This is a genomic window from Microbacterium sp. ZW T5_56, assembly GCF_044987425.1.
Taxonomy (GTDB): domain Bacteria; phylum Actinomycetota; class Actinomycetes; order Actinomycetales; family Microbacteriaceae; genus Microbacterium.
Genome location: NZ_JBJDRI010000026.1, coordinates 1 through 22,677 on the forward strand (window position 1 = coordinate 1; position 22,677 = coordinate 22,677).

The following is a 22,677-nucleotide window of genomic DNA, read 5'->3' on the forward strand; positions in this document are numbered from 1 at the left end:
AGTCGCCGCTTGTGAGACCACGCCCCGGGCTGGTCTCACAAAGCGTTGCGACACACGGCGGTGGCAACAGAAGCTGAGAGCGGTCAGCTGGAGGCGGTCGCGGATGGCGGCTGAGTGGAGGAGCGGGCCGCGGCGCGGGTGTCGGAGCCGACCTCAGCCACTGGCCGGGGCGGTGGCGAAGGCTGTGGTCTCATGATCTGCTCTCTTCGGCGCGCCCAGTCGCCGCTTGTGAGACCACGCCCCGGGCTGGTCTCACAAAGCGTTGCGACACACGGCGGTGGCAACAGAAGCTGAGAGCGGTCAGCTGGAGGCGGTCGCGGATGGCGGCTGAGTGGAGGAGCGGGTTTGCGGCGCGGGTGTTGGGGCCGACCTCAGCGCTGGCCGGGGCGGCAGCCAGGACTGTGGTCTCACGATCTACTCTCTTCGGCGTGCCCAGTCGCCGCTTGTGAGACCACCCCAGGCGCTGGTCTCACAAACGTCGTGACGCACCGCGGTGGCAGCAGAAGCTGAGAGCGGTTCAGCCCAGGAGACGGTCACCGGACGGCGGCTGAGTGGAGGAGCGGGCCGCGGCGCGGGTGTTGGGTCGACCTCAGCGCTGGCCGGGGCGGCAGCCAGGACTGTGGTCTCACGATCTGCTCTCTCCGCCGCGCCCAGTCGCCGTTGGTGAGACCACGCCGGGTGCTGGTCTCACAAAACGTCGTGACGCACCGCGGTGGCAGCAGAAGCTGAGAGCGGTTCAGCTCGGGAGTCGGTCAGGGGACGGCGGCTGAGCTGAGGGGCGAGCCGCGGCGCGGAGGGGCGAGCCGCGGCGCTGAAGGGCGGCCTGCGGCGCTGAAGGGCGGGCTGCGGCGCGGGTGGTGGGTCCGAGCTGAGCCACAGGCTGGGGCGGACGCGAGGGCTGTGGTCTCACGATCTGCCTTGTCCGCCCCGGTCCAGGCGCATCTTGCGAGACCACGCCGCACGCTGGTCTCACAAGACGTCGTGACACACGGCGGGGGCTGCAGAAACTGAGAGCGGTTCACATCAGGAGGCGGTCACGGGACGGCGGCGCGGAGGAGCGGGACGGAGGAGCGGAGGGCGTGAGCCCCGACGCCGATGTAGGGGCGGCGGCCGGGGGAGGTGGACAGCGCTGTGGTCTCACCATCTGGCTCTCTCCGCCCCGTGCCGGCGCATGTTGTGAGACCACGCCGGGCGCTGGTCTCACAAACGTCGCGACGCAGCCCGGCGACAGCAGAAGCTGAGAGCGGTTCAGCTCAGGAGACGCTCGCGGACGGCGGCGGCGGAGCGAAGCAGCGCGCCGCGGCACGGCGCATCGGGGCCCAGCTCCGACAGCCGGAACTCGATCGGGAACATGAGTCGGCGGGTGATGGCCTCCTGCAGCAGGGCGGGCAGCGTCGACTCCGACCGCGGGATCGTCGTGTTGAGGATGATGGCGTGCGGGTCCAGCGTGAGTGCCATCGCGGCAGCACCGAGCGCGATCTGCTCTGCGAACGCACGCACGGCGTCGAGCGCGGTCGGATCGCCCTCGTCGGCGGCCTCGAAAGCCTCCGCCACGGTGTCCGCACTGCCCGCCGTGAGCGCGAGACGAGCGCCGCGCCAGCCGATGTTCGCCAGTGATCCGATCTCGCCCGCCGCACCGTTCGCGCCCATCGCCACCTCGCCGTTGATGATCGAGGCGGCCGAGATCCGGTGCCCCGTCCGCAGCAGCACCACGGTCTCGCCCGGCACGACGGATCCGGACATCGCCTCGAGGTGCGCCGCCAGCTTCGTGTCGTTGTCGAACGACACCGCAACGGTCGGGAAGGCGGCCAGGACACCCGTGCGCAGGTCGTCCGTGATCCATGCGGGCACCACATGGCTCAGCACCGGTGACCCGGTCGGGTCGATCACCGCCGGCATCCCCACGACGAGCGAGTCGATGCGTTGAGAATCCAGCCGGCCATCCTGCACGAGCGCGTCCACCATGGCGCGGATGGCGGCGAGCGCGGCACGCGAATCGCGCAGATCCGTCTCCCACCGCAGGGGATGCGTGAGCACGCCGCCGCGCAGATCGCTCGCCAGCCCGGTGATCGCGCCGGGACCGATGTCCACCGCGATGAGTGAGCCGCGCGCCGCGTCGAACGCGAATCGGCGCGCCGGTCGTCCTGCCCGACCTGTGCGTGTGGTCTCCACGGTGACGTAGCTGGATTCGGTGAGGTCGGCCAGCACCGCCTCCACGGTGGTGCGGGAAAGCCCCGTGGCCTCGGCGAGCTGGGTGGAGGTGAGGGCCTTGTCCGCGTCCCACAGGCTCGCGAGCACCGCGCGCTCGTTGAGCCGGCGCATCATCGCCAGATCGGTGCCCGTGATATCGCTCGCCATGCAATCTGGAATATCACAGCGGCGCACGCCGCGTCATCTCGGGATGCGCCCACCTGACGGGCCTAGGATTTTTGACGTGTCCGAGATCGTCGTCCGCCCTGCCCGCACCGATGATGTGCGTGCCATCCACAGCCTCCTCGAGCCTCTCGTTGATCGAAAGATCCTGCTCGGCAAGGAGATGGTGGCGCTGTATGAGGCGGTGCAGGAGTTCATGGTCGCCGAAGTCGACGGACAGATCGTTGGCTGCGGTGCACTGCACGTCATGTGGCGCAGTCTCGGTGAGGTGCGCACGCTGCTGATCCGCGAGGACTGGCTGCGACACGGCATCGGCGGCCGCATCGTGGACGCTCTGGAGGAGAAGGCCCGCGCGCTGGGCCTGCGGAGGCTGTTCTGCCTCACCTTCGAGGTGGAGTTCTTCTCCCGCCACGGCTTCGAGCCGATCGACGAGAAGCAGGTGGTCAGCGACGAGGTGTACGCGCAGCTGCTGCGCAGTCCCGATGCCGGTGTCGCGGAGTTTCTCGACCTCGCGCACGTGAAGCCCAACACTCTCGGCAACACGCGCATGCTGAAGCAGCTGGGCCACACCGGGCGGGCGTAGCGGCCGACGCTCGGTGCGTCCTCAGGCCCGGCGGGGGCGAGCGGATTAGCCTGGTGTCGTGATGAACGCCACCCCTCGTCGTCGGCAGTCGCCCGCCGTGTATCGGCGCCGGCGCTTGGCCGTGCTGCTGGTGTTCCTGGTCGTCGCCGCCGTTGTGGCGGTGCTGATCTGGCAGCCGTGGCGCACCGGAGCCGCGACTCCCGACGCGACCACGTCGCTGACGACTCCGCCGGCCGGCGATTCCGTGCCCCCTGCGGCGGACGCGCCGACGACGGATACTCCCGCGAGCGATGCGCCGGAGCCGTCCGGGGCGCCGATGAGCACCGAGCCGCAGGCGTGCACGGCGCAGCAGGTGTCGGTGACCGCGGCCACGGACAAAGATCAGTACGCGGCCGGGGAGAATCCGCAGCTCACGCTCACCCTGTCGAACACCTCGGCGGCACCCTGCACCCTGGATGTGGGAACCGCCCTGCAGGTCTTCAGCATCTCGAGCGGGAGCGATGTGTACTGGCGCTCCACCGACTGCCAGGCCAACCCCACGAACCAGGCCGCGACGATCGAGGCGGGACAGACCGTGTCCTCGCAGACTCCCGTCATCTGGGACCGCACACGGTCGGATCCGGCCACCTGTGACGATCCCAATCGCGAGGTCGCCCCTGCTGCCGGCGCGTCGTACCATCTGACGGTCTCGATCGGCGGCATCGCCTCCACCGAGACCCGCCAGTTCCTCCTCTACTGACCCGCGAGACTTCCGTCTGTGGGTGAGAATCACCGCAACGCGCCGATTCTCGCCCACAGAGGGAAGTCTCGCGGACATGAGAGGGTCGCATGGTGGCGGCGAGTGGTATAGGCTGAACGCAGCTCCCGGATCACTCGATTGTGAGTTGTCCCCAGCAGCGAATGCCGGCAAACGTCCCCAACTTCAGCCGATGCATCAATCGTTCCGGAGAGCAGCGGGCCCTCTCACATGCCCCGGCCCCCAATGGGTCATCTGAGAGGGCCCACCCCCTCTCTCGATCGCGGTGACGCGCGCCGAGCCAGATACCCTGGATTCATGGCGTCGGCTCGCAAGAAGATCACCACGAAAGAGTTCCGTTCCGAGGCGCTCGCACAGGCGCTGGAGAAGCAGGACATGGCTGCCGTCGCGCTGGCGCTGCGAAACGGCAACACGGTGGTCCCGCTGCTCAAGCCGGGTGGCCGGGACAACCCGCTCGACGGCGGCGAAGTGTGGACCTATCGTGATTCGACAACGGGGCAGGTGGCTCTGCTGCTGTTCAGCGACGCTCGCAACAAGCCGGCCAATCTCCCGCCCGGGGTCGGCCTGTTCTCGCCGCTGTGGCTGCACGACTTCCTCGAGGAGCACCGCGACGAGATCACGACAGTGTTCTTCGACATCGCCGGTCCGCATGCGATGCAGGCGGACGTCGACGACCTGCGTGCGGCGCTGGCACTGTGAACGTCGCTCTGCGCCGCGGCGCGCTCGTCGCCGCCGTCCTGCTCGTCGGTGGAATCCTCACTGGCTGTTCTGCCTTCTCAGCAGCGGGCGATGAGGAGGTCCCGGATTCCGGACCGGTCGCGTTCTATCCGAAGGCGAGTTCCGACCTCACTGACACCGCGACGGGAACGCTGACGGCGACGGCCGACTGCGTCTCGGTTACCGCCGAGGACGGCAGCTCGGTGCTTCCCGTGTTCCCGGTGGGCCAGGCGACATGGGATGGGGCCACGCTCACGACCGCCACTCAGACGGTCGCTGCGGGCGGAGAGATCGACCTCCGCGGCGGATATGTCGACAACGGACTCATCGGGCCCGTCACCTACGTTCCCGCCGGATGCACCTATGATCGCATCTTCTTCGTCGCCGCCGCGAAGGCCTCCGCGTCTCCGTCAAACTGATTCGTTTCATTTCCCGTTTGACCTCCGCGCCGTCGATCGGCAGGATCGATGTTGACGATCACATTTCAACGTTGACATGGCGAGGAACGAATGCACTACGGCGGCGATTACAACCCGGAGCAGTGGCCGCGCGAGGTATGGGACGAGGACATCGGGCGCATGCGCGAAGCCGGTGTCACGATGGTCAGCCTCGGCATCTTCTCGTGGTCGCGCATCCAGCCGGATGAGGGAGTCTTCGACTTCGAGTGGCTCGATGACATCATCGGCCGCCTGCACGCGGCCGGGATCACCGTCGATCTGGCAACCGCCACGGCATCGCCGCCGCCGTGGATGCACCTGAAGTACCCGGAGATCCTGCCGGTGACCGCCGAGGGCGTCACGCTGGGGCCGGGAAGCCGCCAGCACTACGCGCCCAGCTCGCCGGTGTACCGACGGCTGGCCGCAGACCTGGTCACCGCGATCGCCGAACGCTACGCGGATCATCCCGCCGTCGTGATGTGGCACATCAACAACGAGTACGGCTGCCACCTGGTGGCGGACTACTCGGACGCGGCTGCCGTGGCGTTTCGCGCGTGGCTCCGTGCGCGCTACGGCTCGGTTGCGGCGCTGAATGCGGCGTGGGGGACCAGCTTCTGGTCGCAGATGTACTCCGACTTCGAGCAGGTTCTACCGCCGCGTGCCGCTCCGTACCACCACAACCCGGCGCATCGTCTTGACTTCCATCGTTTCACGTCCGATTCGATGCTCGAGCTGTACCTCATGGAGAAGGAGATCATCCGCGAGTCCGGTGCTCGTCAGCCGATCACCACGAACTTCATGGGGCAGTCGCCGACCGTGGACTACTGGAAGTGGGCACCCCACCTCGACGTGATCAGCGACGACTGCTACCCGGACCCTAACGATCCGGAGTCGTTCCGCACGGTCGGCGGGTTCCATCGCGACCTGATGCGCTCATTCGCCGGCGGACCGGGCTGGCTACTGATGGAGCAGGCCTCGGGCGCGCTGAACTGGCGACCCGCCAACGCGCCGAAGGCGCCGGGACAGATGGCGGCCCTCAGCATACAGGCGGTGGCACGCGGCGCGGACGGCGTGCTGTTCTTCCAGTGGCGCCAGTCGCGCGCCGGCACCGAGAAGTTCCACTCGGCGATGCTCCCGCACGCCGGCACCGACACCCGAATCTGGCGCGAAGTCGTGGCGCTGGGCCAGACTCTGGCCGAGCTGCCGACACTGCCGGAAGCCGACGACACGGCGCGGATCGGGCTGGTGTTCGAATACGAGAACATGTGGGCGCTGTCGGGCACCGACCACCCGGTCGGCATCGACTATCTCGAGATCATCAAGCAGTGGTACGCCGCGTTCGATGCGGCCGCGATCGGTGTGGACTTCGTGCACCCGGCGGCCGATCTGTCTCGGTACGACCTCGTGGTCGCACCGCAGCTGTACCTGCTGGCCGATGCGGCGGCGGAGAACCTGCGGGACTACGTCGCGGCGGGAGGCACCCTCGTGATCGGCGTGTTCAGCGATGTGGTGGACGAGCAGGACGCGTTCCTGCCCGGCGGCTTCCTCACCCGACTCGGCGCGACGCTGGGTGTCCGGCTGGAGGATTTCGGGGGGCTGGTGCCGGTGACGGAGCAGGGACCCGGCGAGCGGATCGTGCGCGTGGTCGCGGGGGATGATGCCCTCCCGGCTTTCGACGGAGAGCTGCTGGCGGAGGAGATCCACGCCGTCGGCGCTGACGTTCTGGCACGCTTCAGCGGCGGTCGACGCGATGGCGATCCGGCTCTCACGGTCAACACCAGCGGTGCCGGGCGCGCGTTCTACCTCGCCACCGTCCCGACGGCCGCTGCGACGAGAACGTTGGCACCGTACTTCGCCGCACAGGCGGGAGTGACGCCGTTGATCGAGGGCCTGCCAGCGGGGGTCGAGGTGGCACGGCGCGGGTCGGTGCTCACGGTGATCAACCACTCGGCTGAAACGGTGCGTGTCACGGTCGCGGGCGCCGACTTCCGCACGGGCGAGCGGGTCGTGGATCCGGCACTGGAGCCGTTCGGCTGGGTGATGCTGCGCGCCTGAGCGCCGATTCAGAACTCCGGTGATTCCTCGCCGGCCCGCGCAAGCGTGCGCGTGTTGAGGATGTTGAGCACGCCACTGAGGTCTTGGAACCGTTCGTCGACCACGTGCGCGTAGCCGAGGCGCGCTGCCTCGCTGCGTCGTCGTGCCGCTTGGGTGACAGCCCGAACCTCGCTGGCCAGGGACAGTTCGCCGATGGCCGCAACCGTTCGCGGGATCGCTCGATTCTTGACGGCGTGATACACCGCCACGGCGATAGCGAGATCGGCTGCAGGCTCGGTGAAGCGCACGCCGCCGACCGTGGAGACGTACACATCCTGGCCGCTCAGGCGGAGCCCAGCGCGACTCTCGAGCAGGGCGAGCACCATCGCCACACGTGCCCCATCGACCCCCTGCACAACGCGTCGGGGGTTGGGCGCACTGGTCGCGATCGTGAGCGCCTGCACCTCGACCGCGAGGGCGCGACGACCCTCCAGAGCGATTCCCACGCACGTGCCGGGCTGCGGCTTGCCGCGGGACAAGAAGCGCTGCGAGGGGTCGGGAACTTCGGCGATGCCGTCGCCGGTCATCTCGAAGCAGCCGACCTCATCCGTGGCGCCGAACCGGTTCTTCAGCGAGCGCAGGAATCGCAGCGCCGTCTGTGGGTCGCCCTCGAACTGACACACCACATCGACCAGGTGCTCCAGGATCCGTGGCCCCGCCACCTGCCCGTCTTTGGTGACGTGGCCGACGATGATGATGGGCAGGTCCCGCTCCTTGGCCACCCGCACAAGCGTGGCGGCGACCTCCCGCACCTGGCTCGGGTGACCGGCCGCGCCATCGGACAGCGCGGAGGAGACGGTCTGCACGGAATCGACGATCACCAGCCCCGGTTCGACGGCGTCGATGTGGCCGAGGATGGTGCCGAGGTCCGTTTCGGAGGCGAGGTAGAGCTCGTCTTCCAGCGCGCCTGTGCGCTCCGCGCGCAACCGCACCTGTGCTGCGGATTCCTCACCGCTGGCATACAGAACGCGTCGCCCCGCGCGGGCCGCCGCCGCCGCGACATCGAGCAGCATGGTGGACTTGCCGACACCGGGTTCGCCGGAGAGGAGGATCACGGCGCCCGGAACCAGACCGCCGCCGAGGACCCGGTCGAACTCGCCGACGCCGGTGGTGCGGCGCGGGACCTGGGTGGTGTCGATCTGCGTGATGGGTCGCGCTGAGCGGTCGGTGGCGGGCGCGGTCGCCTGCACCTGCGGTCGGGCGATCCCGGTCTGCTCGGCCAGCTCTACCACCGTTCCCCACTGCTGGCACTCCCCGCAGCGCCCGACCCACTTGGGCGCCGTCCAGCCGCACTCGGTGCAGCGGTATCCGGCGGTGCTCGCGCGCTTGGTGGTGGCCATGTCTCCAGGCTAGGCGGTGCCACCGACACTGTCGGCGCGCTGTGAAACGATGGAGGAGAACCACCCGAGTGAAGCGAGATCTCATGTCACAGCCCCAGGGCGCCCTGCTGGTCGGCAGCGTCAACTACCCCGACGCGGAGACCACGTTCCGCACCGCAGCGGAGGTTCTGGGCGCACGGCTGAAGCGCATTCCGGACGGCGAGGTGGGCAAGCGGTTCCACTGGATCATGTGCCAGCCCGATATCCTCGGCGAGACAGAAGGAATCGAGCGCGTCGGCGCCGAGCCGATTCCCTTCCCCGCCGGCCTCGACGCGCGCCCGCTGCGCATCGCCGACGGCGTTGACGCGGCCGAGCTCCGACTCCCGCCGCTCGGCTATGCGGCCGCGGCGCGCGAGTCGTACGCGGTGTTCACCCGCCTCCGCGCGGAGGGCGTGATCGCCGCGGGCACGCGCTTCGAAGTGGCGCTTCCCACGCCGCTGGCGGTGGTGAACTCCTTCTTCCCGTTCGAGCAGCGCGCGGCTATCGAGCCGGTCTACACGGCGGCCATCGAGCGCGAGGTGGCGGAGATCCACACCACGATCCCGCACGAGGACCTGGCGATCCAGTGGGACGTCGCCCCGGAGATGGGCATCATCGAGGGGGCGGAGACCTACGGCACGCGCATGCGCGCCTGGTGGACCGACGAGGATCCGCTCGAAGACCTCGCGGCGCGCGTCGCCCGGATGATCGACCTCGTGCCCCGCGACGTCGAGGTGGGGGTGCACCTCTGCTACGGCGACGTGGCGGAGAAGCACTTCGTGGAGCCGACCGACGCGGGCAACCTCGTCGCGATGGCCAACGCCACCGTCCGCGCCGCGTCGCGTCCGATCACGTGGCTGCACTTGCCCGTGCCGATCGAGCGCGACGACGACGCCTACTACGCGCCGCTCGACGGCCTCGCGCTCGCGGCCGAGACGGAGCTGTACCTCGGCCTGATTCACCGCGAGGACGGTGTTGCGGGCGCGAACCGTCGCATCGCCGCCGCGCTTCCGCACGTGTCCGTGTTCGGCGTGGCCACGGAGTGCGGGTGCGGCCGCGCGCCGCAGGAGGCGACTGCCGGGCTGCTGGCCACCCACGCGGAGGTTGCCGCCGCCTGGTGAAAGCGTGTCGAGGCAGCCGCAACGGAGCGGCTGTCCCGACGTTGCGCGAGGAACGCGGTCGGCCGTCGGCGCTCAGTCCGAGGCGGCTTCTTCCTCGCGGGGCGCGTTGCGGATGCCGAGCCAGCTGACGATCCCGCCGGCCGCGAACAGCCCCGCCGTGACGAGCGCGGCGGAGTGGAAGCCGGCGAGGTTCAGCGATCCGCCGACGATCGTCGACAGCATCGCGATCACGATCAGTCCCGCGAACCGCGAGACCGCGTTGTTCACGGCGGAGGCGATGCCGGACTGCGCCGGTCCGATCGAACCGAGGATCGCCGACGTGAGTGGGGAGACCGTCACCGCGAGTCCGAAGCCCATGACGATCATCGCGGGGAGCACCTGCCACCAGTAGTCGAAGTCGCGCGCCACCAGCAGCAACAGCAGCGCGCCGACCGCCATGATCAGCGGTCCGACACTCATGAACAGCCTGGGTCCGAGCTTGCCGCTGAGCGCTCCCATCCGCGAGCTGAGCAGGATCATCATGATGGTGACGGGCAGGCTCGCGAGGCCCGCCAGCGTCGCCGACATCCCCGCCTCCTCCTGCAGGTAGATCCCCATCACGAATCCGTTCAGCGGAAGCGCGGCGTAGATGAACAGGGTGGCGAGGTTGCCCCACGCGAAGTTGCGTACACGGAACAGCGAGAACGGCAGAATCGGGTTGGACACGCGTGTCTGTCGCCAGAGGAACACCGCCAGCACGACCGCACCGCCCACGAGGAAGCCGATCGTGAACGGCGACGTCCAGCCGAAACGCGGCTGTTCGATGAGGCCGACGGTGAGCAGCCCCAACCCGACGGCACAGGCGATACCGCCGAACCAGTCGATGCGCAGGCGGCTGTTGGTGTCGGCGTCCGTGAGTCGGGTGAGCAGCCAGAGAGTGACGGCGATCGGCAGGACATTGATGAGGAAGGCGAGACGCCAGGAGGCGTGGTCGGTGAGCAAGCCGCCCAGCACCGGTCCGACCAGCATCGCGCCGGTGGTCACGGCGGTCCACATGCCGATCGCATGTCCCTGCGACGGCCCAGAGATGCGTGACGTGATCAGCGCGAGGGAGCTGGGCAGGAGGAAGGCTCCGGCCGCACCCTGCACGACGCGGCCGACCACCAGCATCGTGGGATCGATCGAGGCCGCGATCACCAGGGAGGCGATGCCGAACCCGATCAGGCCGACGCGCATCACGAGCATCCGGCCATAGGCATCGGCGATGGAGCCCGCCAGCAGCATGAGGGCGCTGAGGCTCACGAGATACCCGTCCACCACCCACTGCTGGGTGATGAGGCCGCCGTGTAATTCGCGTTCGATGGCGGGCAGTGCCACGTTGACGATCGACGAATCCAGCATGGTGACGAAGGACGCGAGGATCGCGATCGTGGTCACCAGACGCTGCTGGCCGGTCAGAGCAGTGCTCATCGGGCTCCCTTCGTTGATTCGCGGAACACACTACTCCTCAACATCACAGAACCATCACGAAACATCAGATGAAGTCGCGGAGGTAGGTAAGGCTTACCTATGTTGGAAGGGCGGCCACGTCTGCCGCGGCAATCCACACACCGTCAATCGACAGGAGTTCCTCGTGCGCGCACGACCCATCTTCCGACGCTCGCTCGCTGCCGGAGCGGCCCTCGCCGCCCTCGCACTGATCGCCACCGGCTGCTCCGGTGAGGCCGCCGGAGCAGGGGTCGAACCCACGGCCTCCGCCACCGAGGCCGTCGCCACGGAGGTCACGATCACCGACAACCACGGCGAGATGACCGTGCCGGTGAACCCGAAGAGCGTGGTCGCGCTCGACAACACCGTGATGCAGACGCTCAGCGACTGGGACATCGCGCTCACCGCCGCGCCGAAGGGCGTCATGGGAACGGTGTGGCCCAAATACACCGACGATGAGAAGGTGCTCGACGTGGGCATGCACCGCGAGCCGAACCTGGAGGCCATCGTCGAGGCCGAGCCCGATCTGGTGATCGGCGGCTACCGCTTCTCCTCGTTCTACAACGACATCATCGCGCTGGCTCCCACCACCATCGAGCTCAGCCCGCGTGACGGCGAGGACCCGGTGAAGGAGCTCAAGCGTCAGACCACGATCCTCGGCCAGATCTTCGCCCGCGAGGATGACGCCGAGAAGCTGAACGCCGCAATGGATGAGGCGCTCGCGGCCGCGAAGCAGAACTACGACGGCACCTCCACCGTGGCCGGACTCATCACCTCGGGTGGCAAGATCAACTACGCGGCCCCCGGTGAGGGACGCGGCGTCGGCTCGCTGTTCACCGAGCTCGACCTGGTGCCGGCGATCGACAGCTCGGGTTCCACGAACCACCAGGGTGATGAGATCAGCGTGGAGGCGATCGCCGCCGCCAACCCGGAGTGGCTGATCGTGCTCGATCGCGACGGTGCCTTCCAGGAGGACGGCTACCTCTCCGCGGCAGAGCTCATCGAGAAGTCCGAGGCGCTGAAGAACGTGCCCGCGGTGCAGAAGGGGCAGATCGTCTACCTCGACAACAACTTCTACCTGACCGAGGGAATCCAGGCCTACACCGGCCTCTACGACTCGGTGGCGAAGGCCTTCGCGGGCGCGAAGAGCTGAGAACTTCCGAACCGGGCTGGCCGGTTCGGATCCCACGTCGCGGGTCGGAGGCTCCTCTCCGGCCCGCGGCTCCCTGTCCGCTTCTTACGGATACGCAACGCATGACTGACTTCGCACCGCCCACCACTCGCATCCGGCGCGTGCCGGCCTGGCTCCCTCCGGCCCTGGGGGTGATCGGCGTTCTGGGGCTCCTCGCCCTGTCGCTGTCGGTCGGCGCGTACGACCTCGGTCGTGACGAGTTCGGCGGTGAGCTGTTCTGGATCACGCGTGTCCCGCGAACGATCTCGCTGGTGCTGGCCGCGATGGCGATGTGCGTGGCCGGACTCATCATGCAGCTGCTCACGCAGAACCGGTTCGTCGAGCCGACCACGACGGGGACCACCGAGTGGGCGTCGCTGGGTCTGCTGCTCATCACACTCCTCGCGCCGCAGGCCGGGATTCCGGTGCGGATGATCGTGGCGTCGGCGGCCGCCTTCGTCGGAACCATGCTGTTCATCCTGGTACTGCGTCGGATTCAGCTGCGATCCTCGCTCATCGTCCCGCTGGTCGGCATGATGCTGGGTGCCGTGGTGTCGGCGTTCACGACCTACCTCGCCGCCTCCACCAACATGCTGCAGATGCTGGGCACCTGGTTCCAGGGGTCCTTCTCCGCCGTGGTCCGTGGGCGTTACGAGTCGCTCTGGGTGGTGGCGATCGTGGTGGTGCTGGTGTGGATCGCCGCGGATCGGTTCACCGTGGCCGGGCTCGGCAAAGATGTCGCGACCAGCGTCGGACTGAACTACGAGCGAGTCGTCTTCGTCGGCACGGCGCTCGTGGCGATCGCCGCGGGCGTGACGACGGTGGCCGTCGGCTTCCTGCCGTTCCTCGGGCTCGTCGTCCCGAATCTCGTGACCATGGCACGCGGCGACAACCTGCGCTCCAACATCCCGTGGGTGTGTCTGGGCGGCAGCGTGCTGGTGCTCGCCTGCGATGTGGTGGGTCGGGTGATCATCTTCCCGTTCGAGATCCCGGTCTCGATGATCCTCGGGATCGTGGGTGCGGCGGTCTTCATCGCGCTGCTGCTGAAGGGACGTCCGCGTGGCTGAGGCGGTGAGTGTCCGCCGCGGCATCCCCGTTGCGCTGCGGTTTGCGATCGTCGCTGGCGTCGTCGTGATCGCCGCCGTGCTGGTGATGACCTGGGACATCGGACCCGAGCCCGGCAGCAAGGGATTCTGGCTGATCGTGCGCATGCGGTCGGTGACCGTGGTGACGATCCTCCTCGTCGCCGCATGTCAGGGGATTGCGACGGTGCTGTTCCACACCGCCACGGGAAACCGCATCCTCACACCGTCGATCATGGGCTTCGACGCGCTCTACGTGCTGATCCAGACCGGGACGGCGTTCTTCCTCGGCGCGCAGGCACTGAGTGCCACCGACGGTGTGCCGAAAGTGCTCGTGCAGAGCGCCGTGATGGTGGCGTTCGCGACGCTGCTGTACGGCTGGCTGTTCGGCGGCCGGCGCGGCAGCCTCCACGTCACGCTGCTGGTGGGTCTGGTGCTCGGCGCAGGGTTCGGGACGCTGTCGAGCTTCATGCAGCGCATGCTGGTGCCCGGCGACTTCGACATCCTGTCTGCGCGACTGTTCGGCAACATCTCCAACTCCAACGCCGAGTATCTGCCGGTGGGCTACGGCATCGTGGCGGTGATCCTGGTGCTGGTGTTCCTGCGTCGGCATCGGCTGGACGTCCTCGCTTTGGGGCGCGACACCGCCACCAACCTGGGCCTGAACCACAAGCGCGAGGTCATCACGACCCTCGTGATGGTGGCGGTGCTGGTGTCCATCTCCACCACGATGGTGGGGCCGATGACGTTCTTCGGCTTCATCGTGGCAACGCTCGCGTATCAGCTCACCGGGTCGCAAGAGCATCGGCGCGTGCTGCCGTTCGCCGTACTGCTGGGTGCCGCGATGCTGCTGGGCGCCTATTTCATCCTTCATCACGTGTTCAACGCCGCCGGTCTCGTCACCGTCATCATCGAGTTCGTCGGCGGCCTCGCGTTCGTGATCCTCCTGCTGCGAAAGGGGTCGATGTGATCTCCTTCACCGACGTCTCCAAGTCCTACGGCGACCTGCGTGTGCTGGGTCCCGTCACCCTCGAGATCCCGGCCGGGGGAGTGACCGCGCTGGTCGGTCCGAACGGGGCCGGGAAGTCCACGCTGTTGACGATCGCGGGTCGGCTGCTTGACCCATCCACCGGGACGGCGACGGTCGGCGGCCACGACGTGCAGCGCACGCCGTCGCGCGAGCTGGCGAAGGTGGTGTCGATCCTGCGCCAGGAGAACCACTTCGTCACCCGGTTGACCGTGCGTCAGCTGGTGGCCTTCGGGCGCTTCCCGTACTCGCAGGGACGGCTGACCGCCGCCGATCGCGAGGCCGTGGATGCCGCGCTGGAGTTCCTCGACCTGGTGCCGCTCGCCGATCGCTACCTTGACGAGCTCTCCGGCGGACAGCGCCAGCGGGCGTATGTCGCGATGGTGCTGGCGCAGGAAACGGACTACCTGCTGCTCGACGAGCCGCTCAACAACCTCGACATGAAGCATGCCGTCGCGATGATGAAGCAGCTGCGTCGTGCGGCCGATCAGCTGGGCCGCACCATCGTGATCGTCCTCCACGACATCAACTTCGCCGCCGCATACGCCGACCGCGTGGTGGCGCTGCGCGACGGGCGGGTGGAGCACGTCGGGACGCCGGCCGAGTTCATGGTCCCCGAAGTGCTGGAACGCGTCTTCGACACCCCCATGCAGGTGCGCACCGACGGCGACTTCCCCCTGGCCGTCTACTACCGCTGAGCCGACCCGCCCGGCGGGTTTGTGGTGGTTTGGAGCATGGGTCTGTGTGCCGTAAGCTTGATCTCGGTGACGTGTCCGAGCGGCCGAAGGTGCAACTCTCGAAAAGTTGTGTAGGGTAACCCCCTACCGTGGGTTCAAATCCCACCGTCACCGCCATGGAAACCCCCGAGAAATCGGGGGTTTTTCCGTATCCGGGGTGTGGTGTATTTGGCCTATAAGCCCATTTTCTTCCTGCAGTTGCGCCGCGGACGAGATGCGGTCGATGAGCGGACGTGTGTGAGGAATGTGTGAAAACTCCGACGTCCGTCACGGGCGAAATTGCTGCTCGCGCACACCGTCACCGCCACCACGAAGGCCCCGACTCGGCGGAAACACTGGGGGCCTTCGTCATGCGTTCGTGGACGTCGATCCGCTCCGTCAGCGTTCCGTCGTCTCCGGAGTCGACAGAGGAAAGGTGGGTTCACTCCCACCGTCAACCCGGGGCGATGTTGCCCTCCTGGGGCGCTGGCCCGGTCAGGTGAGGGCGTCGATGACTCTACGCGACTGCGTGTACGTGGCGTGCGGGTAGAGCGTGACGGCGGGGAGCTCGTTCAGGCGATCGGGGATTGATTCGGTGACGACGGCGACGGCGGGCTGGAGGCCGGTGGCGATCTGGAGGGCGAACTCCCGCAGGTGTCCTCCGGAAAGCCCTGCGTCGGCTTCGAGGCGTCGGATGCTGTCGGCGTTGAAGGTGCCGAGGGTGTTCGCACCGTCGACGGTGAAGGCGAGCTCTACGTCGTCGAAGAGGGTCGGGTCGTGGGCGAGGACTTGCGCTCGCTGTTTGAAGGGGAGCGCGCTATTGAGGTCGTAGAAGGGCGCGAGCACGCTACGACCAGGCACATGCGTGAGGGAGTAGTTCTTGGAATGGCCGTCGTTGTGGCCGATGATCCAGGAGAAGACGTGCAGCTTCGCGAACCGTCCCTTGGCGCTCTTCGCGTCGGCGACGCTGAGGTTGCGGTCGAAGACGGTGAAAATATCGCGGTAGCCGGGGCCGCCGTCGGATTCATACTTCAGAACGGGCGAGGTCCCGGTAGCTTGCGCGAGGTCTTCCTGATGGAGTCGGCCGATTGCACCGTTATTGTCGAAGCGGTCGAAGCGCTCCACGATGAGGACGTGCTCGCCGTCGAACTCGGCTATCACGGAGACAGCCGCGTCGATCCCGAGCAGACGCGCGACCTGCAGGGTGATGTGCTCGGTGACGTCGGAGCCGGGCAGCGGTTGGATGCCCGGCTTGAAGATGTGTGTCGACGGCTGCCTTCCAGACGGCTCGAACCACTGACCGTCGCGAAGGGTGAGCGCGAACTTCCCCTGAGCACCGCCGAGCGAAAACCCCTCTTCGACGGCGCGGTGCTGCAGCCAGTCGGAGTCGTCTCGACGGATCTGCCGGATCCGGTCGCCGATCTCCTCGTCGGTGAGCGGCGTCAACGTGGCTTCTTGCCTGGGGGAGGTGTCTGCGGGGTAGAACTCGAGCGCACCGGCGACGTCGGCGCCGTAGACGGTGAGCAGGGTGAAGGTGCTGTCGCTGGTCAGCTTCGCCTTCCGCGCCCAGCGGGAACGGACGTCGGCGCGGTCGGGCATGAGGTTGTCGAGGAACCGCTTCGTTTCGTCGTTCCCGAAGGGAGTCGTCACGACGGGGAGTGTCACGGAGATGGGGACGGGGGTGTCCGACTCGACGTACTCGGGCAGGTAGCGCAGTTGTAGGTTCTCGCCTCGTCGGGTGATCGTGGCAACGTGCGCGTCGTACAGGTACACGTCAAGGGCGCGGATCATTCGATACCCCCCACGGCGTCCGGGTCAGCATCCGCTCGCGCTTCCGCAGCGTCGACCCGGGCTTTCGCCGCTCGCGGCGGATTGATGAGGACGGAACCGGGGACGCTGAGACGCTCGGTGAGTCCGCGGGAGGCTGGAAAGAGGATCTGCTTGTTGAGCGCTTCGGCTGCGGCCTGGGCGGCACCACTCGTGGCGACTGCGGCGGGAGCGGGGGTGTCTCGGTCGGTGGTGGCGTCCAAGTGGATGCCGAGGTGGTCGAGGATGAGCAGCACCGTGTCGAAGGAGGTGCCACCGTTGCCGCGTTCGAGGCGAGCAAGGGACTGACGCGTGATGCCGACGGCGTCGGCGACGTCCTGCTGGGTGAGGCTCCGCTGGACGCGGGCGTTCTTGACCAGACGGGCGAGGTCCGATGGTGTCAGCAACTTCATGTCGACCATCTCCCATTCATGTTCGAAAAACAACACCGCGAACCATTGCTCGAAAAATCTACCACCGGCTTGATGTGGAGTAAAGAGAACAATCTGCCGATGTGCGAAAAATGCACCACGTCCGGTCGGGGCGATCCGGCAGGCCTGGAAGACCTCGACACCTCACCCGATGCAGTATCACTCGATCGCCGAGCGCCTACGTCGTCTCCCCCCGGACCAGTTCCAGCACACGATGGAGGTCGACCTCGTAGCGCTGAGACTCCGTATCCGCACGTCGCGTGGACAGGCCAGCCAGGTCCTGCACGAGCGCATCCATGAGGAGGGGCTGATCGATGGCCACAGTGGTGAGCCTGGGACTGACGAGCTGGCCGACAGCCGTCCTGTCGACGCCGATCACGGCGACGTCCTCGGGCACCCGCAGCCCGAGCTCGCGACTGGCGGCGATGACCGCGATCGCCACGTCGTCGTTGTAGGCGCAGATACCGAGGGGAGCGGGGCCCGCCTGGTCTCGCACCCCTTCCAATGTCCTCATGGCGCCCTGGACGTCGAGCGGGATGCGCGGGGTGAGCGGCGCGTCGAGGCCGCGCTCGTGTGCCTCGCGTCGGATGCCCTCGAGACGCGGCGGGCCGAACGGGTCCAAGCGCTTGTCCTCGAGTGCCGCGTAGACCAATCGCCGAGGGCCGTTCCGCAGCACTTCGCGCACCTGGATCCGCCCGATCTCGATGTCGATCGGATCGGGGTCGGAGCCCTCGCTGACATTCGCGCGCCGAGGAACGACGAACGTCCCGGATGCCTCGATCCGGTCGCGCTGCTGCGCGGTGAAGACACCGAAGTCGACGACGGCGGCCGGTCGCAGATCGAGCACGGAGGTGAGAGCCGTCTCGTCCTGCATCCTTGCGAATCGCACGACGACGCTCATGCCGGCGGTCGCACTGGCACCCGTGATCCGATCGACAGAGTCCTGCAGGTGAGGTCCGAAGGTCGCGTGGGGAACGACGAGCACGACGATGTCGCTGAGGCCGGTGACGAGTGCGCGCCCTGCCCGTGAGGGGCGGTAGTTCAGAGCTTCTGCGGCGGCCCGCACGCGTGCGCGTGTCTCGGCGGGGAACCGCTCGTCGCCGTTGAGGATCTGACTCACCGTCGAGCGAGACACCCCCGCACTCGCCGCCACGTCTTTGCTCGTGGCTCGTCGAGAAGGCTGCAGGTCCACCGTCATGGCCCCAGTCTGTCACATCGCTATTGACACGTGACACCGCGGGGATCTACCGTGGTGTCGCGTGTCACTGACACGTGACACTGCCGGTCGATGTGACCGGTCCCAGTTCATGACGAAGGAGTCAGCCATGGCCAAGGATTCGACCCGGACCTCGGCGGCGCAGCAGCGCGCCGCAGTGGCCGTGAGCGCCGAGGAGTCGGTGACAGCGTCCCTGGCCGCCGTCGCGGTCGGCGAGACGATCGGCGACCCGAGCGGTGAGAAGCTGAAGGTCCGCGAGCGGCTCGCGTACGGCGTCGGAGACATCGGCGGGAACCTGATCTTCGCGCCGATCTCCGCGTTCTTGCTCTTCTACTTCACCGACACGGTCGGGATCGGCGCAGCGATCGCCGGAACCCTCCTGCTTTTCGGTCGCGTGCTCGACGGCACGATGGACCTCATCCTCGGCACGTTCATCGACCGCACCTCCACTCGTTGGGGCAAGGCGCGACCCTGGATCCTGTTCTCCGCTCCGGTCGTGGTCATCTCCTTCATCCTGCTCTTCAATGTGCCCGCCGGGCTCGGGGCCGGGGCGAAGGAGCTCTATGCCTTCGCCATGTACTTCCTCTGCCTCGGCGTCGGCTTCGTCGGTTCGAACCTGGCCTACCACACGCTGCTCTCGGTGATCACGAGCAACTCGAAGATGCGCGTTTCCCTCACAGTCATCCGCACGTTCTTCGCTCTGGTCACCACGCTGGTCGTGAACTTCGTCACGATCCCGGTCGTGACAGCGAACGGCGGGGGTCAGGCGGGCTGGACCATGATCTCGGTCATCTACGGCATCATCGCCGCGGCCACGTTCCTCATCGTGTTCTTCGGCACCAAGGAGCGCGTCAAGGCGACGATGAAGCAGGACGACGGGAACAAGCTCCCTCTGGGCGCGTCCCTGCGCATCCTCTTCCGCAACCCCTACTTCTTCCTCGCGTTCGGCTTCTTCCTGCTCAACTACCTGCTCACGGGCACGGCGGGTGTGGGCATCTACTTCGCCAAAGACGTCCTCGGCGACCCGAACGTCTACAGTTTCCTCGGTCTCGTCCAGCTTCTCCCGCTGATCATCGGGCTCTGGTTCATGCCTGCGTTCATCGCGCGCTTCGGCAAGCGCAAGCTCATCCTGGTCGGCGTCATCGTCACCGTCATCGGCATCCTCATCTCGCTCATCGATCCGAGCAACATCGCCCTCGTGATCGCCGGTGGCCTCGTCCGTTCCGTCGGAGGCATCCCCGCCGCGGCCGGGCTGTTCGCTCTCGTCGCCGACGTTGTCGACTACGGCGAATGGAAGAGCGGCTACCGACTCGACGGCATGACCTACGCCGCCGCGACCGCCGGGCAGAACTTCGGCGCGGGGCTCGGTGTCGCGCTCGTCGGCTGGCTGCTGGCGGCCGGCAGCTACGACGGTCAGGCCACGACGCAGCCGGGGAGCGCGGTGAGCATGGAGATCTTCCTCTACCTCTGGCTTCCGCTCATCGTCGCTGTGCTCATGGGCGTCATCATCTGGTTCCTGAACATCGACAAGAACCTCTCCCAGATCCAGCGCGACCTCGCCGCCCGGCGGGTTGCGACGGAATCCGCCTCGAACGACTGAACAGCCCCACCGCACGACCGAAGGAGACCCGATGAAGCGCACGACATTCAATGATGGTTGGCAGTTCCGACAGAAGCAGAACCCGTTTGCCGAGCTCGGCGGACTCAGCACGCCGTACACGGACGTCGTCCTCCCGCATGATGCCCTGATCCACGAGGAGCGCGATCCTGACGGAGAAGGTGCCGTCGCGTACTTCCCCGCTGGCGCTTTTCAGTACCGCCGGATGTTCACCCCGCCGGCCGACCTCGCCGGCCGGCGGATCGTGATCGAGTTCGAGGGCGTCTACCGCGACGCGACCGTGCACATCAACGGGGCCTTCGCCGGTCAGCGTCCGTACGGCTACTCGGGCTTCACCATCGACGCCGACCAGTTCCTCCGTCCGGGCGAGGAGAACGTGATCGAGGTCGAATCGCGGCACGGCGGTGACTCCCGGTGGTACACCGGGGCGGGCATCTACCGCGACGTCTGGCTCCACGTCGGAGCGGCCGTCCACGTCCCGGTCGACGGAGTGCGGGTCAGTGCGACGGACATCGAATCGGAGGGCGCCGTGGTGGAGGTCGACGTGGTCGTCGCGAGCACGAGCAACCGCCGCGAGACGGTCGACGTGTCCGTCACGCTCGCTGACGCCGACGCAACGACCGTCGCCTACGGCACCGTACCGGTGACCGTGGAGGCCAACGGACACTCGCGCAGCAGGCAGCGGCTCTATGTCCGCACGCCGAAGCTCTGGAGCGCCGAGAGCCCGGTTCTCTACTCCGCCGCTGTGCAGCTGAGCGTCGACGGAGCGAACATCGACAGCGCATCGACGGCCTTCGGCATCCGCACGCTGCGGGTCGATCCCGTGCACGGGCTGCGCGTGAACGGCGAGGTCGTGAAGCTCCGCGGGGCCTGTGTCCACCATGACAACGGGATCCTCGGGGCAGCGACCTGCGCTGACGCCGAGGAACGCCGGGTGCGGCTGCTCAAGGAGGCCGGCTTCAATGCGATCCGCTCCTCGCACAACCCGATGAGCGTCGCCATGCTCGAGGCGTGCGACCGGCTGGGCGTGTACGTCATGGACGAGACCTTCGACATGTGGACCTCGAACAAGATGCCCCACGACTATTCACTTCATTTCACCGAGTGGTGGGAGCGTGATGTCGAGTCGATGGTGGCGAAGGACTTCAATCACCCGTCCGTGATCATGTACTCCATTGGCAATGAGATCCCCGAGACTGGTTCGCCGGCAGGCGGACTCACTGGTCGCGCACTTGCCGAAAAGGTGCGCGCACTCGACCCGACACGGTACGTCACGAATGCGGTGAACGGGATGCTCGCGGTCATGGACGACATGAGAAAGATCGCCGCGCAACGCGGAGACGACGATGGCGGCGACACCGCCGGGATCAACACGCTCATGGCCGGGCCGGGGGAGTTCATGAACCAGATCGGCACCTCGCCGCTGGTCACGGACAAGACGGCAGAGTCTTTCGGCGTGCTCGACATCGCCGGCATGAACTACCTCGACGGACGCTATGCGATGGACAAGGAGCTGTTCCCCAATCGCGTGATCGTCGGCACCGAGACGTTCCCCACGCGCATCGACCACAACTGGGCCCTCGTCACCGAGAACGCGCATGTGATCGGCGACTTCACCTGGACCGGCTTCGACTATCTCGGGGAGGTGGGGATCGGCCGCGCTCACCACCTCGCCGAAGGGGAGACGCCGAGCCTCAGCGGACCGTATCCGTGGATCGCCGCCTGGTGCGGCGACCTGGACCTGATCGGCTCCCGCCGTCCCGCCTCGTTCTATCGGGAGATCGTCTTCGGGCTCCGCACGAGCCCTTACATCGCCGTAAACCGCCCGGGCAATGAGGACAAGACCTTCTACGCGGGACCGTGGACGTGGAGCGACAGCATCGGAAGCTGGACGTGGGCCGGACACGAGGGAGCACCGCTCGCGGTCGAGGTCTACAGCGATGCAGAGGAGGTGGAACTCGCTCTCGACGGAGAAGTGATCGCCGCAGCCGCCGCAGGTGCGGACAATCGCTTCACGGCCGAGTTCACCGTCACGTACCGCCCGGGCGAGCTGACTGCCACAGCGATTCGAGGGGGTGCCCGCGCCGAGACGTTCTCCCTCACCAGTGTCGGCGAGGCATCTCGCCTCGAGGCGAGAGCGGAGAATGGCAGGTCCGGAGAGCTGATCTTCATCGAGATCGCCGTCGTCGACGCGGACGGACGAGTCAATACCGACGCGGACCAGCTCATCGACGTTCGAGTTGACGGCGACGCTGTGCTCGCCGCGGTGGGCAGTGGGAATCCGGCCCCGACGCACACCTACGACGGACCGGAGAATCGGACGTTCGATGGCAGGGCCCTGGCCGTTGTCCGACGCATCGGTTCCGGGGCGGTGACGGTGACGGTCTCCGCACGCGACGAGATCGCTCCGGCGACCGTCGTACTTGAGGAAGTGGATCGTCACGGGGCAGCAGCCAGATCGTGAGACCGAGTCGCCCGTGGCGGTTGCGGTGACGGGCCGGGGCAGCGAGCGCAGGCGCGCGGCCCCGGCTACCCGGGGGGAGAACTCGGGTGCACCGGTGACATCGGTGCCGTAGGCCTCGCCTCCCTCACCCAGCGGGAACGGACATCAGCGCGGTCAGGCATGAGGTTGTCGACGAACCACTGGGTTTCGTCGTTCCCGAAAGGGGTCGCGACGATCGCAAAGGTTGCACTGTCGCCACC

General features: G+C 67.4%; 18 protein-coding genes and 1 tRNA gene. 13 read left to right on the forward strand and 6 right to left on the reverse strand.

The window, feature by feature from the left end; all coding sequences use genetic code 11:
• Window positions 1–1,248: 1,248 nt before the first annotated feature.
• On the reverse strand, window positions 1,249–2,358 hold the full coding sequence (locus ACI3KU_RS12940; RefSeq protein ID WP_404922714.1) for an ROK family protein: 1,110 nt from the start codon (window positions 2,356–2,358) through the stop codon (window positions 1,249–1,251).
• 76 nt (window positions 2,359–2,434) lie between these two features.
• Here ACI3KU_RS12940 and ACI3KU_RS12945 point away from each other — a divergent pair, with 76 nt between their 5' ends.
• From ACI3KU_RS12945 to ACI3KU_RS12965, 5 genes are all read left to right on the forward strand, one after another.
• Window positions 2,435–2,956 carry an amino-acid N-acetyltransferase gene (locus ACI3KU_RS12945; RefSeq protein WP_404922715.1) on the forward strand — a complete coding sequence of 174 codons (522 nt, stop codon included), beginning with the start codon at window positions 2,435–2,437 and terminating at the stop codon, window positions 2,954–2,956.
• 61 nt (window positions 2,957–3,017) lie between these two features.
• Window positions 3,018–3,695 carry a hypothetical protein gene (locus ACI3KU_RS12950; protein ID WP_404922767.1) on the forward strand — a complete coding sequence of 226 codons (678 nt, stop codon included), beginning with the start codon at window positions 3,018–3,020 and terminating at the stop codon, window positions 3,693–3,695.
• 315 nt (window positions 3,696–4,010) lie between these two features.
• Window positions 4,011–4,412, forward strand: a complete 402-nt coding sequence (locus ACI3KU_RS12955) for a dehydrogenase (RefSeq protein ID WP_404922716.1) — start codon at window positions 4,011–4,013, stop codon at window positions 4,410–4,412.
• Complete coding sequence (locus ACI3KU_RS12960; protein WP_404922717.1) at window positions 4,409–4,849, forward strand: hypothetical protein; 441 nt, start codon at window positions 4,409–4,411, stop codon at window positions 4,847–4,849. Before ACI3KU_RS12955 ends, ACI3KU_RS12960 begins: the two co-directional genes overlap by 4 nt.
• Before the next feature lie 90 nt (window positions 4,850–4,939).
• Window positions 4,940–6,922: a beta-galactosidase gene (locus ACI3KU_RS12965; RefSeq protein WP_404922718.1), complete on the forward strand. Its 1,983-nt coding sequence runs from the start codon at window positions 4,940–4,942 to the stop codon at window positions 6,920–6,922.
• A gap of 8 nt (window positions 6,923–6,930) precedes the next feature.
• Here ACI3KU_RS12965 and radA read toward each other — a convergent pair whose 3' ends face one another.
• Entirely contained in the window at window positions 6,931–8,301 is a 1,371-nt protein-coding gene (radA, locus tag ACI3KU_RS12970) for a DNA repair protein RadA (RefSeq protein ID WP_404922719.1), read from the reverse strand.
• An 83-nt stretch (window positions 8,302–8,384) separates the two neighbouring features.
• Here radA and ACI3KU_RS12975 point away from each other — a divergent pair, with 83 nt between their 5' ends.
• Window positions 8,385–9,440 carry a hypothetical protein gene (locus ACI3KU_RS12975; RefSeq protein ID WP_404922720.1) on the forward strand — a complete coding sequence of 352 codons (1,056 nt, stop codon included), beginning with the start codon at window positions 8,385–8,387 and terminating at the stop codon, window positions 9,438–9,440.
• A 72-nt stretch (window positions 9,441–9,512) separates the two neighbouring features.
• Here the strand turns inward: ACI3KU_RS12975 and ACI3KU_RS12980 are convergent, their stop codons facing one another.
• Window positions 9,513–10,889 (reverse strand): MFS transporter, encoded by a 1,377-nt coding sequence (locus ACI3KU_RS12980; RefSeq protein WP_404922721.1) that lies wholly within the window; start codon window positions 10,887–10,889, stop codon window positions 9,513–9,515.
• 163 nt (window positions 10,890–11,052) lie between these two features.
• Here ACI3KU_RS12980 and ACI3KU_RS12985 point away from each other — a divergent pair, with 163 nt between their 5' ends.
• The 5 genes from ACI3KU_RS12985 (at window position 11,053) to ACI3KU_RS13005 (ending at window position 15,041) form a co-directional block, all read left to right on the forward strand.
• Window positions 11,053–12,060, forward strand: a complete 1,008-nt coding sequence (locus ACI3KU_RS12985) for a siderophore ABC transporter substrate-binding protein (protein WP_404922722.1) — start codon at window positions 11,053–11,055, stop codon at window positions 12,058–12,060.
• Window positions 12,061–12,161: 101 nt separating this feature from the next.
• Window positions 12,162–13,145, forward strand: a complete 984-nt coding sequence (locus tag ACI3KU_RS12990; RefSeq protein WP_404922723.1) for an ABC transporter permease — start codon at window positions 12,162–12,164, stop codon at window positions 13,143–13,145.
• Window positions 13,138–14,130, forward strand: a complete 993-nt coding sequence (locus tag ACI3KU_RS12995; RefSeq protein WP_404922724.1) for an iron chelate uptake ABC transporter family permease subunit — start codon at window positions 13,138–13,140, stop codon at window positions 14,128–14,130. Before ACI3KU_RS12990 ends, ACI3KU_RS12995 begins: the two co-directional genes overlap by 8 nt.
• Window positions 14,127–14,885 carry an ABC transporter ATP-binding protein gene (locus ACI3KU_RS13000; protein ID WP_404922725.1) on the forward strand — a complete coding sequence of 253 codons (759 nt, stop codon included), beginning with the start codon at window positions 14,127–14,129 and terminating at the stop codon, window positions 14,883–14,885. The genes ACI3KU_RS12995 and ACI3KU_RS13000 overlap by 4 nt, the downstream gene beginning before the upstream one ends.
• 65 nt (window positions 14,886–14,950) lie before the next feature.
• A tRNA-Ser gene (locus ACI3KU_RS13005) sits at window positions 14,951–15,041 on the forward strand.
• A gap of 357 nt (window positions 15,042–15,398) precedes the next feature.
• Here ACI3KU_RS13005 and ACI3KU_RS13010 read toward each other — a convergent pair.
• From ACI3KU_RS13010 to ACI3KU_RS13020, 3 genes are all read right to left on the reverse strand, one after another.
• Entirely contained in the window at window positions 15,399–16,694 is a 1,296-nt protein-coding gene (locus ACI3KU_RS13010; protein ID WP_404922726.1) for a type II toxin-antitoxin system HipA family toxin, read from the reverse strand.
• Complete coding sequence (locus ACI3KU_RS13015; protein WP_404922727.1) at window positions 16,691–17,122, reverse strand: helix-turn-helix transcriptional regulator; 432 nt, start codon at window positions 17,120–17,122, stop codon at window positions 16,691–16,693. Before ACI3KU_RS13015 ends, ACI3KU_RS13010 begins: the two co-directional genes overlap by 4 nt.
• A gap of 196 nt (window positions 17,123–17,318) precedes the next feature.
• Window positions 17,319–18,338, reverse strand: a complete 1,020-nt coding sequence (locus ACI3KU_RS13020) for a LacI family DNA-binding transcriptional regulator (RefSeq protein WP_404922728.1) — start codon at window positions 18,336–18,338, stop codon at window positions 17,319–17,321.
• A 127-nt stretch (window positions 18,339–18,465) separates the two neighbouring features.
• Here ACI3KU_RS13020 and ACI3KU_RS13025 point away from each other — a divergent pair, with 127 nt between their 5' ends.
• Together ACI3KU_RS13025 and ACI3KU_RS13030 are read left to right on the forward strand one after the other, a co-directional pair.
• A complete protein-coding gene (locus tag ACI3KU_RS13025; protein ID WP_404922729.1) occupies window positions 18,466–19,956 on the forward strand; it encodes an MFS transporter in 1,491 nt (496 codons plus the stop codon).
• Window positions 19,957–19,987: 31 nt separating this feature from the next.
• Window positions 19,988–22,438 carry a glycoside hydrolase family 2 TIM barrel-domain containing protein gene (locus ACI3KU_RS13030; protein WP_404922730.1) on the forward strand — a complete coding sequence of 817 codons (2,451 nt, stop codon included), beginning with the start codon at window positions 19,988–19,990 and terminating at the stop codon, window positions 22,436–22,438.
• Window positions 22,439–22,677: the final 239 nt, after the last annotated feature.

What these genes read in the sequence shown, in the direction of transcription:
- ACI3KU_RS12980 (WP_404922721.1), bottom strand. Translation starts at nt 10,889, where the DNA reads ATGAGCACTGCTCTGACCGGCCAGCAGCGTCTGGTGACCACGATCGCG.
- ACI3KU_RS13030 (WP_404922730.1), top strand. Translation starts at nt 19,988, where the DNA reads ATGAAGCGCACGACATTCAATGATGGTTGGCAGTTCCGACAGAAGCAG.
- radA (WP_404922719.1), bottom strand. Translation starts at nt 8,301, where the DNA reads ATGGCCACCACCAAGCGCGCGAGCACCGCCGGATACCGCTGCACCGAG.
- ACI3KU_RS13010 (WP_404922726.1), bottom strand. Translation starts at nt 16,694, where the DNA reads ATGATCCGCGCCCTTGACGTGTACCTGTACGACGCGCACGTTGCCACG.
- ACI3KU_RS12965 (WP_404922718.1), top strand. Translation starts at nt 4,940, where the DNA reads ATGCACTACGGCGGCGATTACAACCCGGAGCAGTGGCCGCGCGAGGTA.
- ACI3KU_RS12955 (WP_404922716.1), top strand. Translation starts at nt 4,011, where the DNA reads ATGGCGTCGGCTCGCAAGAAGATCACCACGAAAGAGTTCCGTTCCGAG.
- ACI3KU_RS13015 (WP_404922727.1), bottom strand. Translation starts at nt 17,122, where the DNA reads ATGAAGTTGCTGACACCATCGGACCTCGCCCGTCTGGTCAAGAACGCC.
- ACI3KU_RS12975 (WP_404922720.1), top strand. Translation starts at nt 8,385, where the DNA reads ATGTCACAGCCCCAGGGCGCCCTGCTGGTCGGCAGCGTCAACTACCCC.
- ACI3KU_RS13025 (WP_404922729.1), top strand. Translation starts at nt 18,466, where the DNA reads ATGGCCAAGGATTCGACCCGGACCTCGGCGGCGCAGCAGCGCGCCGCA.
- ACI3KU_RS13020 (WP_404922728.1), bottom strand. Translation starts at nt 18,338, where the DNA reads ATGACGGTGGACCTGCAGCCTTCTCGACGAGCCACGAGCAAAGACGTG.
- ACI3KU_RS12950 (WP_404922767.1), top strand. Translation starts at nt 3,018, where the DNA reads ATGAACGCCACCCCTCGTCGTCGGCAGTCGCCCGCCGTGTATCGGCGC.
- ACI3KU_RS12940 (WP_404922714.1), bottom strand. Translation starts at nt 2,358, where the DNA reads ATGGCGAGCGATATCACGGGCACCGATCTGGCGATGATGCGCCGGCTC.
- ACI3KU_RS12990 (WP_404922723.1), top strand. Translation starts at nt 12,162, where the DNA reads ATGACTGACTTCGCACCGCCCACCACTCGCATCCGGCGCGTGCCGGCC.